A 13,011-nucleotide genomic window follows, 5' to 3' on the forward strand; every position below is an offset into this window, starting at 1 on the left:
TCTTCGAGGCGTATACCCTGAATGGGTTTCTAGCGAGTCCGTATATCCTCCAGAATCGTATACAGGCAGGGTAAAAGCACCAGCACCAGAAAGGTGGCAATCAGCAAGCCGAAAGTCACACTGATAATCAGTGGAATCAGTACCTGGGCCTGCAGGCTGGTTTCGAACAACAGTGGCAGTGTTCCGGCAACGGTGGTGCTGGTGGTTAGCAGAATGGCGCGTAACCGATCCTGGCTGGCTTGTCGGGCGGCGGCGTGCAAATCCATGCCGTCCCGGACGTGTTGCTTGACAAATTCGACCAGTAAAATGGCGTTGTTCACCACAATCCCCGCCAGTGAGACAAACCCCACCATACTTGGCATCGACAGGTCATGCCCCATCAGCAGGTGCCCGATGATGACACCAATCAGCGCCATGGGAATCGAGACCATCACGATCAGAGGTTCGATATAGCTGCGAAACTGCAGACTCAACAGAATAAAAACGCCGCACAGTCCCAGCAATAATCCCGTTTTGAGGGAGTCCTGGGTAACGGCACTGCGTTGCAGCTCACCCTGAACAGACAGCTGCAGGCCGGGATATTCTGCCTGCAGCTGAGGCAGCATGTGCTGCAAGGTATCGTTCACGACTTCACCGGTATTGGCCTTGAGCTTGTTGAGTGATGCAAACAGGGTGATGGTCGGCTGGTGGTTGATGCGGTGAATACGGGAGATATGCCGTTGCTGGCTGAGTGTCGCTACGCTGGCGAGGGGAATAATCTGCCCAGTGGCGGGGTTGACCAGCGGGTAGTCCGCCAGGTCGGCCAGGGTATCGTGGCGGTTATCCAGTTGCACAACGACCTGCAGCTCATCGCCACCGCGATACAGGGAGGTGACCTCCAGGCCGGAGTAGGCTGTGCGCAACTGGCTGGCAATGGTGTGCCCGTCCAGCCCCAGGGCTCTGGCTTCGGGTTTCAGCTGGATCATAAGCTCCGGCTTGCCCGGTCGTGAGTCATCAAACACATTAAAGACGCCGTGATACTGGGCCAGCCAGTACTGCAATTGCCGTGAAGCCTGCTGCAGGCTGTTGCGGTCAACCCCGCTGAGACGAAGTTCGATGGCGCGCCCAGCCGGGCCAAGAGCCGGCTCGGTGATCGACAGGGTTACTTGTTGCGGCAGGGCCGGCAACTCGGCTTGCCAGTGTTCAGTGAGGGTATCCAGACTGGTATGGCGAGCTTCGGCGGTGAGTAAATCCACTGAGAGCGTAGCCAGATGCGGGCCTTGTTCAAAGGCGTCGGCATTTTGGCTATAACGGATGTTAGTGTGGCGTATCAGAGTTGATGATTCTTGCTGGTCCAGCGTGTGCACCGCTCGCTGCAATGCTGCTTCCACTTCTGTCATGGTTGCCATTGTCTGGGCTAGCGGTGTCCCGGCGGCAAGAATCACACGGGCTTCAAGTACATCGCCGTCCATTTCTGGCAGGGCATTAAACTTGAGGGCGCCGGATACCAGCATGCTGATGCACAGCAAAAATACGGCGATGGTGATACCAACCGTCAGGTAACGGTAACGAATGGCGATTTCGAGTTGTGAGCCAAGTGCGTGTTTCCACTGTTCAAAGCGGCGGTTAACCTGTTTTTGAAAGTTACCCTGGGCACCACTGCCTGAACCGGCTTCATGTTCCATGGTATGACGCAGGTGATGTGGCAAAATCAGGAAGGCTTCAATCAGGCTGATGCTGAGCACCACAATCAGCACAATGGGCACAACGCGAAATACCTGTCCCAGTTGGCCTTCGAGTCCTATCAGTGCACCAAACACCATGACGGTGGTCAGGAAGGATGACAAGACGCCTCGGGCGACGCGCCGGGTGCCGGTTACAACGGCATCCAGTGGCGTCAGACCACGCTGGCGTTGCTCGGCGATGCTTTCGGCAATAACGATGGCATCGTCCATCAGAATGCCCAGCGCCAGCAATAATGCCACCATGCTCATCATATTGATTGATATGCCAAACTGCAGCATCAGAAAAAAACTGGCGAGAAAACTTACCGGCAGGCCCATCACTACCCAGAAGGTATAGCGGAAACCAAAAAACAGCATCAGCGTCAGAAAAACCAGCAGTAATCCTTGCCAGGCATTGTTGATCAGCATCGACAGCCGGTCCTTGACAATATCGGTGAAGTTCTGGGTTAGCACAAAGTGGCTGCCAGCAGGCAAGTAGGGGGTTTCACGGTCGATAAAGGCTTCGACGGCGTCGAGCACCCGCAGGCTGTCATCGGTACTGTTTTTGGCGACTCGCAACAGAGCCGCCCGCTGGCCATCAAAAATCACTTGATGATCGTTGTCTTCAAAGGTGTCGGTGATGGTCGCCAGATCGCGCAGACGGATTTCAGCCCCATCCGGGTTACTGATGATAACCAGATTGCCCAGTGCCTGAACGTCGGTTTGCTGGTCGTTGAGGCGCAAGCTGTATTCCCGCGCATAATGGTTTGCCGAGTCTGTGCTGGCAGTGGGCTGGGCAACAAAGGTCCCGAGGGGGAGATCGAGATTCTGTTTTTGCAGGATTGCGGCCAGCTGGTCCAGACTGAGCTGGTAACGGCGCAAGGTGTCGGTGCGAATACTGACGCGTAGCTGGCGTTCGCTGAAACCCTCCAGGGTGACCAGTGGAATCGCCGCGTCTTGCTGCATTCGGCTTTGAATCTGTTTGGCCAGATCCTTGAGTTGAGTGGTGGGCAAGTCGGCGCTCAGTGCTACGGTGACGACGGGAGATGTCCGGCCCAATTCCAGAATGGTGGCGGTTTCAGCGTCGTCCGGGAAATTGCTGATCCCGTCAACCGCAGCGCGAATATCATCAAGAAAATCGTCAAAATCCCCCTGACTTTGCATTTTTAACGTCATTTGGCCGACGTTATCGCGAGCATCGCAACGGATTTCTTCAGCGTAGGCAATGCTGTCCATCGCGTCCTCTAACGGGAGGCAGATACCGGACTCAACGTCGTCCGGAGTCGCCCCCGGATATGGCACTGTGACGCGGATTTCGTAGGCCTGGGTATCGGGAAACGTCTGGCGTTGTAATTGCGGCAGACTGATTAACCCCAGAATCAGAAAACCGGCCATCAGCAGGTTGGCTGCGGTTGGGTGATGCGCAAAAAATCCGGTCAGTGAATTGACCGACCTGGAGGTGTTGGCTGTGCTGATATTGGCTGTTTGGCTGCCGGAAGAGGAAGGTGTCGCCATGATTCAGTGTCCCTCTGCCGCGCCTGTGGCCACCGGAGTAATCAAGGTCCCTGCCACCGCTGGTACCACATCGGACAAAATTACCTGACTGTGTGGCGGCAAGGAATCAGCGGCCAGCAGCGTCTGGTTCGCCATGCTCATCAGCGGCGTGACGGCCTGAACCTGCAGGCGCTGCTGATCATCCAGCAGATACACCACGGTGCTGTTGTCACTGCCTTGTTCATTACTGAAGGCATGGATAGCGGTAGAGGGAATGGCAATCGCTTCGACCTCGTGGGCCTGCAGCGTGACACGGGCGTTTAATCCGGTAATCAAGGGCGGTCGCTGCCCGGGCACTACATCGCGATATGGGTTGGGGATACGTACCAGAATGGCCAGTGTACGGGTTTGTGGGTCGATACCTTCCCGAAACGTCACTACCTGACCTTGCCAGACCTGTGGCGTACCGCTGTCATCCAGTATCGGCAATTCGACTTGTGCCGACAGCTGCCCCTGAGTAATTAACCGGTTGATGGCCTGGGTTGTCGGTGTTGATGCCGGTACAGATGCCGGTGTTGATACGGAGGCTGGATCGGTTCCTGCAACAAGTGGTTCGGGGTGGTTTTCCGCTTGCCGGGCCAGAGTCTGCATAAATGGTCGCAGCTGACTGAGCGTAAAGCGGGCCTCAATGTCTACCGAATCAATGCCCTGGGCCTCGATCAAGGGTTGGCCAACGGCTGCAAACTGTCCGACTTCCGGTGCGGTATTGGCAATCCGGGCGGCGACTGGCAACACCAGTGTCGTACGATCGATATTGCGTTGCTGTTGCTGGGCCTGGCTGTTGGCAATCTGTTGTTGCGCCAGAAGCACATCACGCTGGGCGGGCAAAACAGCCAGTTGTTGCTGTAACGAGACCAGCTCCTGCTCTGCTTGCAAGACGGCGCGCTGTTCCGCATCCAGCTGGGATTGAGGCAATGCACCCTGTTGCAACAAGGCCTGTTTGCGCAACAGCTCCTTGCGTGTTGATGCCAGGCGCTGCTCCATTAATGTCTGGCTGTGCTGCAGGCTGCTGGCGTTGATTTCCAGTTGTGCGATCTGGGCGTTTGCCGAGGCAATATTGGCTTGTGCCTGACGGGCCGCCAGCTGGTAGTCGGTAGCGTCCAGTCGTAACAGTTCGGTACCGGCATCCAGCAGCGCGCCATGATCCAATTGAGGATGGCGCCAGACAATCCGCCCAGCGACCTCTGCAACCAGAGATAATTGTACCGTGGGGTGTACCACGCCATGGCCGACTACCCGAGGGATTATGGGAGCGGCATGTGCCACCATCACGTGAGCGGCGACACCGGGCCGTTGGTGGCTGTCCTGCTGCGGTGGCTGTTTCAGTTGTGCGCCAATCACCAGCGCAGCGACTCCCGATAGCGCCATGATGGGCAGTATAAATGGACGCTTTAACCAGATCGATGGCATGGGCAGATCCTCACAGTGATACCGGGCTGGAACAGGATGGTGAGTCCGGTTGGCTGGCCGGAAGTTGGGTGGCGTCAGTGGCAAAACCGGACAGCAGCAAGCGGGAGATATGGTCTTTCCAGCTCGCCGAATGCAGGGTCTGGCGATCGACGCCGGTCGTCTGGCTGAATACCGGTTCTGCCACAATCGGGAAGATGATCAGGCTGATCAGGTTGGTGGTTGCCCAGGCGATATCCAGATCCGCTCGTAGCAGACCCTGCTGTTGCAGCTGTGCCAGCAGCTGCTTCAGGTTGGCGCCCAGCTTCATGGGTATGTGCTGCATGAAGTGCTCTCGCAGTTGCGAATCCTGATTAAAAATATCGTCCTGAACCAGTCGGATCAGCCATGGCTCCAGGCACATCAGCTCGAGCAGACCAGAGACCAGATGATGCAAGGCTGCAGCCGGATCGGCCGGTAACGTGGCAATCAGGGTATCTACTTGTTCTTGGCGCATAACACTGCTGTCGTCGATCAGCGCGCGGAACAAGCCATCCTTGCCACCAAAATAATAACTCACCATAGCCGACTGAGTGTCGGCCTGAGTGGCAATATCGCGGATTGTCAGTGAGTGATAAGAACGATTTTCCAGCAAGACACGAGCGGCATTTTTTAACGCCAGCCGGGTTCGTTGCTGTTTTTCGGGGTCGATAGATCGTCCGCGCCTGGACATGGCCATTATCCATATAGCTGATCAGTTGATTAGTTAAATTATAGCGGAAAGAGAAGAAAGGCAAGCTGTACATGCGGATCGCCAGCGCAGGGACTGTCTGTGTCTGTGCTGGTGTTGTTATCCTAGGGTCGCTGGCATGAACGCTTTAGTTCCCGCCGTGGATTCCGTTTTGCCATTGCACATCGCTGGTGAGCATATAGCCCATGCCGTAAATGGTTTTGATCAGACGTGGGGATTTGGGATCGTCTTCAATCTTTTTGCGGATGCGCGACATACGCACGTCGATGCTGCGGTCGAAAGCTTCGTCGTGGTGTTTGAGCAGTTGGTCACGGCTGAGAATCTGGCGTGGGTATTTCAGCAGGCGCACCAGCAGGTCCATTTCTCCGGCGCTGAGGACAAATTCTGTGCCGTTGTCCTTTCGTAAGGTCAGGGTGGCGCAATCCAGCTGCCAGTTGGCAAAACAGGCAACGGAGGGTGAGTCCTTGTCGGGGCCGAAGGTGCTGGTTTGCAGGCGGGCGTTTTTTTCCAGTCGCCGGACGATGCTGTTGGTACGGGCGACCAGTTCGCGGGGGTCAAAGGGTTTGCTGATGTAATCGTCGGCACCCAGTTCCAGCCCCAGTACCCGGTCGGGCAGGCTGTCGCGGCCGGAGATAATGATGACGCCGACGTCTTCACGGGTGGTGAGGTGGCGTACCAGCTCCAGGCCATCGATGTCTGGCAAGCCGAGGTCAACAATACACACCCGAGGTGGTTGCTGGCGCAGCGCATTGGTGAGCTGGGCTCCGGTGCGAAAGCAGCGTACCTGGTGGCCATAGCGGTTCAGTTCGCCTCTGACCAGTTCGGTGATGTCGGCGTCATCCTCGACGAGGTAAATCAGCGCCTGTTGGCTCACGGTAAACTCCTGTGTTGACGATGTAGACGGATGCGGGTGCTGGCACGTTCCAGCGCTTGCCCCAGTTGTTGGCGGTCAAACGGTTTGCGTAATAGCACCAGCATGGGGTCTTGCTGGTCAATGGCATCGTGGCCCTGGTCTTGTTGGGCCGGATCATCGGTGTAACCACTGACCAGCAGGATTACGGCTTCAGGGGCGCGGCGGCGTAACGTTGCGGCCAGTTTGCGGCCATTCATGGTGCCGGGAATCATGATGTCGCTAACCATTCCGGTCAGTGGATTGGCACCGCTAGCCAGCAGGTCGTCCAGCAAGGTCTGGGCTTCGTTACCGTCGGCGGCTTCAACCACGTGTTGGCCGAGGTCGATCAGTTGTTTGCGAATGACGGCCCGGACGTCGGGGTTGTCTTCAACCAGCAAATACAGTCCTCCTGGAGACAGTTTGGGTCTGTTGTCACTGTCGTTATCGTTCAGCTCCGGGTTGGCCGGTGCGTCACTGGCGGGCAGTAACAGGCGTATCATGGCACCGCCCTGGGGGCGGTTGTGCAGTTGAATATACCCGAATGACTGCTTGACGAAACCATAGACCATCGATAACCCCAGTCCGGAATTGTTGCTGCCTTCCTTGGTGCTGAAAAAGGGTTCGAACGCCTGTTCGAGAGCAGACTGGCTGAAACCGGTGCCGGTGTCGGCGACGCCGATTTCAATATAACGTCCGGGGGCCACGATCTCGTCGAACTGCTGTTCGATGGGTTGGCGGATATCGCGCAGTTTCCAGCTGTAGGTCAGGGTGCCGCCATCGTGCATGGCATCGCGGGCATTGAGGCCAAGATTGACCAGTGCGTTTTCAAGGTGGCCGGGGTCGACGTTGATCCAGGCTTGCAGAGGCGGTTGTTGTGGCCGGTAGTGTAATCGATAGGGGCCGCTGAAGGCGCTGTGCAGCAGCTCCAGCACCTCGGTCATCATGGCATTGATCGAGACGGTTTCTGGCTGTAACGGCTGGCGGCGCGAGAAGGCAAGCAGGCGATGGGTGATATCGGCTCCCCGGCGGGCGGCGCGTTCGGCCGGGCTGAGCAGTTTGTCCAGCTCCGGGTTGCTGGCGCTGTAATGCTCTCGGGCGACGATCAGGTTGCCAACAATGATCGACAACAGATTGTTGAAGTCGTGGGCCAGCCCGCCGGACAGTTGACCAACGGCGCTCATACGCTGCACCCGGGCGTTGGTGGCGAGCAGTTCTTCGGTGCGCTGTTTGACCTGGGCGTCGAGGGTTTCGATATTGTGTCGCAGCCGTTGCACCATGGCATCGATACTGGAAGCGAGGATACCGACTTCATCATCGCGCTGAATGCCGGTGCGGGCCGACAAGTCGCCACGTTGCACGTTGAGTGCGGTGCTGGCGAGCTGTTCCAGAGGGCGGGTAATGCGGTTGACCAGAAAATTGGAGATCAGCAGGGTGGCCAACATGGTCAGGCCCGCCAGAATCATGATGCGCGCGCTGAGCAAATCAGCACTGCTTTGCAGCTCGTCGAGGTAAACGGAGGAGCAGATATACCAGTCGAACCCTTCGATGTAGCGCACCAGCGAGAGCTTGTCGTAGGCGTAGTTGTCGGGGTCGTCGGGTTTGTCCCAGCGATAGGTCAACTCGTTGCCGGTGTCGGCCACCGCCATCAGTTCCTGATAGATCGGTTGCTGGCTGAGCGGGTTTTGCAGGGTGGTGAAGGTAACGCCATCGAGGTTGTCGTTGGGGTGAATCAGCATATGGCCGTTGGAATCAAAGACGTACATATAGCCGGTTTTGGCGACCTTGATTTCTTGTAATGCATTGCGCAGCTCCATCAGGGCTTGCTGGCGACGCTGGCGCACTTCGATTTCGATATCGTTGAGGTAAACCCCGGAGCCAATCACAAACCCCCATTCGGGGTAGTCCCGGACAAACGATACCTTGTCGAGCTCGTCATCACCGGCAATACGGGACCATTTATAATAGTAATAGCCTTCGCCGTCTTGCATGGCTTGCCTGACAACCCGGGTCAGAATGTTTTGAGGGGTATCATCTTCCTGCTGCTCGCCATCGTATTGAAAGCGTTCATCCGGGTGGGATAAAACCTGGATATCATGATCCACCACCCAGATATAATCCTGATTGCCAAAGGTAAAATCACGCAGATAAGCGAAGGCTGTTTGTCGCGCCTGTTCCAGCGGGATACCTTGTTTAGCGGCTTCCTGGAAATGGGATTGTAAAAAATTCTCGGCCAAATCAACGACCAGCGTCAGTTGTTCTTTGTGGTTGTCCAGCGCCTGCTGCCGATATTCTTCGACACCGGTATACATCTGGTCGGCAATTTCAAATACGTTATTCAGTGCCAATCGTGATGAATTACGCTCTATTTCAAATACCTGCTGTTTGATTGTCGGAACGGTATAGAAATACACAAAAACAAACACCACAAGCAGAATGCCACGAATGATCAGCGACAGCTGACGCGCAAGGCGGGCCTTGTGCGCCTTGATCACCGGCTGGGAGGTGGCATGAACCGTGGAGGAGGACATAAAAAAAGATAACCGTGGCAAAAGCCTCTATTGATGCAGAGAGCGGCACAAGCCGTCAATGATCAATGCGGGATAAACGGCGCTTATGAAGAATATGTCCTGTCCCGGGTGGGTTATTTTTTATGAAAAATGTCGCCGTGAAACATTTGGATACATTTGAGAAAAATTCACGACACGATGTGCGTCTAGTTTGGTTATTGAACACCGGGGCTGGTTATAAATTCCCGGGTTATAAAAATAATATTTGCCAATTAGACATTCGTTGAATATGCCCTTGGCCAGGGTGAGATACCCCGGCTGACAAGCAGATTTCAACCTCATCGGATACGAGAAATGAACAATAATTATATTCTCGAGACGCACCACCTGACGAAAGAATTCAAAGGTTTTACCGCCGTGGATGACGTTAGCCTGAATATTCAGCGCGGTCATATCCATGCCCTGATTGGCCCTAATGGCGCCGGTAAAACCACGGTATTCAACCTGCTCACCAAATATCTGAGCCCCACCTCCGGCACCATCCTGTTTAACGGCCGTGATATTACTGCGATTGAGTCGTCAGCCATTGCCCGTCAGGGGCTGGTGCGCTCCTTCCAGATTTCGGCGGTATTCCCCAATTTGACGGTGCTGGAAAATGTCCGGGTTGCGTTGCAGCAACGGGAAGGCAACAGCTTTCATTTCTGGAAACCGGAGTCGGTACTGGATCGCTTGAACGAACGGGCAGAGCAGTTACTGGAGTCTGTGGGATTACAGGATTTTGCGCGGGTGGTGACGGTGGATTTGTCTTATGGCCGCAAGCGCGCCCTGGAAATTGCCACCACGCTGGCCCTCGATCCGGAGATGTTGCTGCTGGACGAACCGACCCAGGGCATGGGGCAGGAAGATGTCGAGCGCACCGCCAATCTGATCCGTTCGGTGGCAGACAATCGTACCATTCTGATGGTCGAGCACAACCTGAAAGTGGTCTCGCAGCTGGCTGACCGGATTACGGTCTTGCAGCGTGGAGCGGTACTGACCGAAGGCGATTATGTCACGGTGTCAGACGATCCTCGGGTTCGTGAGGCGTATCTGGGTGTGGCAGCAGACAAGGAGACGGCGGCATGACGGATACATTGAGCACTCCAACATCGAGCCAGCCAAAGAATGATTCCAATGGCCAGCCTCATCGAATCGGTGATGAAAAAATCCGGGTCAGCGACCTGCATGCGTTTTACGGAGAATCACACATTCTCCACGGGGTTGACCTGTATGTGAATCAGGGCGAGCTGGTCACTCTGCTGGGCCGCAACGGCGCAGGTCGTTCGACCACGCTGCGATCCATTATGAATATGGTGGGTCGCCGCACCGGCAGTGTGGTGATCAATGGCCAGGAAACCATCACGATGCCAGCCCACCAGATCGCCTGGCTGGGGTTGGGGTTTTGCCCGGAAGAGCGGGGCATTTTCTCCAGTCTGAATGTGGAAGAAAACCTGATGTTGCCACCGGACGTGCGTTCGGATGGCGTACCGCTGGAAGAAATCTACGCCATGTTCCCCAATCTGGCGGAGCGTCGCTACAGTCAGGGAACCCGCTTGTCGGGGGGTGAACAGCAAATGCTGGCGCTGGCCAGAATCATGCGCAGTGGTGCCAATATTCTGCTGCTGGATGAAATCACAGAAGGGCTGGCCCCGGTGATTGTGCAGCGTCTGGCCGAGGTGCTGATGCAGCTGAAACAGCGTGGCCTGACCATTCTGCTGGTTGAACAGAACTTCCATTTTGCGGCACCGATTGCCGACCGTCATTACGTGATGGAACACGGCCATATCGTCGAAGAAATCCAACAACACCAACTGCACGAAAAGCAGGATCAACTGAATGCCCTGCTGGGCGTTTGATACGCAAGCCATTAAAACAAATAACCATTAATAACAATAAAAGAGGTTCAAATGAAACGGAATACCAATACACCGAAGGCGGGTTTCAAGCTGGCACTGCACTGTTCTGTGGCGGCCTTGATGTCGGTTGCAGCGCTGTCTGCACAGGCGGCTACCGGGCTGTCTGATAACAAGGTGAAGATCGGGGTACTGGCCGACATGAGTGGTACGTACGGCGATTTGTGCGGCCGCCACTGCGTTGATGCTGTCAATATGGCGGTGGAGGATTTTGGCGGTAGCGTCCTCGGCAAGCCAATCGAAGTGGTGTCGGCGGACGATCAGAACAAGCCGGATCTGGGATCTGCCAAAGCCCGTGAATGGATCGAAAGCGAAGGCGTTGATGCGATCAATGGGCTGGTGGCTTCATCTGTTGTGGGCGCAGTGGCACAGGTGGCCAACGTGAATGAAAAGCCGATTCTGATTTCCGGTGCCGGTTCCAATACCTTTACCACCAAAACCTGCTCGCCGTTTAACGCTCACTGGACCTATGACGTTGTGGCTCTGGCCAGGGGTACGGTGAAACCGCTGATGGATAGCGGCAAGAAAAAATGGTTTTTCATTACGGCTGATTATGCCTTTGGACATGCGTTAGAAGGTGTTGCCACCGGCATTATTGAAAGTAATGGCGGTACCGTGGTGGGCTCTGCCCGGGCACCGCTGGGAACGACGGATTATTCCTCTTTTGTATTGCAGGCGATGTCGTCCGGTGCCGATGTGGTCGCTCTGGCCAACGCCGGCAAAGACTTTGTCAACTCACTCAAGGGGGCGGCGGAATTTGGTCTTAACCAGCAAGCGACCATGGTGGGATTGCTGGTGTTTGCATCGGATACCAAAGCCATTGATGCCGACATTATTGGCGATATGCGTCTGACCACAGGGTTCTACTGGGATCGTGATGATGCCAGCCGTGCCTGGGCCAAACGCTTTGTTGATCGTACCGGTGCCATTCCGACCATGGCGCATGCCGGTGCCTACTCCTCTACCTTGCATTACCTCAAGGCGATCAAAGCCACGGGCACGGATGATGGCAAGGCGGTGATGGCGCAAATGAAAGCCGAGAAACCGGACGATATGTTTGCGCGCAACGCCGCGTTGCGTGCCGATGGCCGCATGGTGTACGACATGTACCAGGTGCGGGTGAAAAAAGGCAGCGAGCGCAGCAACCCCAACGACCTGTACGAGATTGAGCACGTGATTCCGGGGGATCAGGCCTTTGGTGCCATGAAGCCGGAATGCAACTTCAAGTAAGCCTGTCCGTGTTCAGGTAAGACACAGGTTGTACAGGACAGCGGCCCGGCGGTTATGCGCCGCCGGGGTGACTGGACTCACACCCGATACAAGAACAAGAACGCGGTGGCTGGCGTCATCGCATTAGAGGAAGACCTTATGGTTACCTTTATGGGAATCAATCTGTTTGCCCTGCTGGGGCAGCTGCTGGTGGGCCTGATCAACGGCTCGTTTTATGCGCTGCTGGCGCTGGGGCTGGCCATTATTTTTGGCCTGCTGCGTATTATCAATTTTGCCCAGGGGGCGCTGTATATGCTGGGGGCTTTTCTGGCCTGGCTGGCGTTGCATCATCTGGGTGTGAATTACTGGCTGGCGCTGGTGTTGGTGCCCCTGGCCGTAGCGGCTATTGGTATGCTGATCGAGCGCTGGCTGGTGCGCCCCATTGCCGGGCAGGATCATTTGTACAGCTTGTTGCTGACCTTCGGGATTGCCCTGATTCTGCAAGGTACGTTCAGCCATTTGTTCGGTTCTTCCGGGCAATCCTATCCGATACCGGATGCCCTCAAGGGCGGTTATAACCTCGGTTTTATGTATTTGCCGGTGTATCGCGCCTGGATCATTCTGGTGTCGCTGCTGGTTTGTGCGGCGAGCTGGTGGGTGATTGAAAAAACCCGCCTGGGGGCCTATTTGCGAGCCGGTACAGAAAATCCGGCATTACTGCAGGCGTTTGGTGTCAACGTGCCGCTGATGATTACCCTGACCTTTGGCTTTGGTGTTGGCCTGGCTGGCCTGGCCGGAGTGCTGGCGGCACCCGTGTATTCCGTCAGCCCGGATATGGGTGCCAATATCCTGATTGTGGTGTTCGCCATTGTGGTGATTGGCGGCATGGGATCGATCGGTGGTGCCATTCTGACCGGCTTGATGATGGGCATTATCGAAGGACTGACCAAATACTTTTACCCCGAGGCATCCACCACAGTGATCTTTATGGTCATGGTGCTGGTGTTGCTGGTGAAACCTTCCGGCCTGTTCGGAAAAGAGGCCTGATATGACGACG

9 protein-coding genes are annotated in these 13,011 nt (G+C 55.8%); 4 read left to right on the top strand and 5 right to left on the bottom strand.

What is annotated here, in order from left to right; translation table 11 throughout:
* Nucleotides 1–29: 29 nt before the first annotated feature.
* From Q8W24_RS10360 to Q8W24_RS10380, 5 genes are all read right to left on the bottom strand, one after another.
* Nucleotides 30–3,218 (bottom strand): efflux RND transporter permease subunit, encoded by a 3,189-nt coding sequence (locus tag Q8W24_RS10360; RefSeq protein ID WP_305475231.1) that lies wholly within the window; start codon nt 3,216–3,218, stop codon nt 30–32.
* A gap of 3 nt (nt 3,219–3,221) precedes the next feature.
* Nucleotides 3,222–4,667, bottom strand: coding sequence for an efflux RND transporter periplasmic adaptor subunit (locus Q8W24_RS10365; protein ID WP_305475232.1), 1,446 nt, complete (start codon nt 4,665–4,667; stop codon nt 3,222–3,224).
* Nucleotides 4,668–4,677: 10 nt separating this feature from the next.
* Entirely contained in the window at nt 4,678–5,376 is a 699-nt protein-coding gene (locus Q8W24_RS10370; protein ID WP_305414002.1) for a TetR/AcrR family transcriptional regulator, read from the bottom strand.
* 145 nt (nt 5,377–5,521) lie between these two features.
* Nucleotides 5,522–6,268 (bottom strand): response regulator transcription factor, encoded by a 747-nt coding sequence (locus tag Q8W24_RS10375; RefSeq protein ID WP_305414004.1) that lies wholly within the window; start codon nt 6,266–6,268, stop codon nt 5,522–5,524.
* Nucleotides 6,265–8,814 carry a cache domain-containing protein gene (locus Q8W24_RS10380; protein ID WP_305475233.1) on the bottom strand — a complete coding sequence of 850 codons (2,550 nt, stop codon included), beginning with the start codon at nt 8,812–8,814 and terminating at the stop codon, nt 6,265–6,267. The genes Q8W24_RS10375 and Q8W24_RS10380 overlap by 4 nt, the downstream gene beginning before the upstream one ends.
* Before the next feature lie 333 nt (nt 8,815–9,147).
* Between Q8W24_RS10380 and Q8W24_RS10385 the strand changes: the two genes are divergently transcribed.
* The 4 genes from Q8W24_RS10385 to Q8W24_RS10400 all read left to right on the top strand — a co-directional run bounded on the left by Q8W24_RS10385 (nt 9,148) and on the right by Q8W24_RS10400 (nt 13,001).
* Nucleotides 9,148–9,918, top strand: coding sequence for an ABC transporter ATP-binding protein (locus Q8W24_RS10385; RefSeq protein WP_305414008.1), 771 nt, complete (start codon nt 9,148–9,150; stop codon nt 9,916–9,918).
* Nucleotides 9,915–10,688, top strand: coding sequence for an ABC transporter ATP-binding protein (locus tag Q8W24_RS10390; protein ID WP_368501361.1), 774 nt, complete (start codon nt 9,915–9,917; stop codon nt 10,686–10,688). The genes Q8W24_RS10385 and Q8W24_RS10390 overlap by 4 nt, the downstream gene beginning before the upstream one ends.
* A gap of 51 nt (nt 10,689–10,739) precedes the next feature.
* Nucleotides 10,740–11,975, top strand: a complete 1,236-nt coding sequence (locus Q8W24_RS10395) for an ABC transporter substrate-binding protein (RefSeq protein WP_303431876.1) — start codon at nt 10,740–10,742, stop codon at nt 11,973–11,975.
* Nucleotides 11,976–12,113: 138 nt separating this feature from the next.
* Nucleotides 12,114–13,001: a branched-chain amino acid ABC transporter permease gene (locus Q8W24_RS10400; protein WP_303431877.1), complete on the top strand. Its 888-nt coding sequence runs from the start codon at nt 12,114–12,116 to the stop codon at nt 12,999–13,001.
* Nucleotides 13,002–13,011: the final 10 nt, after the last annotated feature.

The sequence above is a fragment of the Oceanobacter sp. 4_MG-2023 genome (genome assembly GCF_030689165.1).
Taxonomy (GTDB): Bacteria; Pseudomonadota; Gammaproteobacteria; order Pseudomonadales; family Oceanobacteraceae; genus Oceanobacter.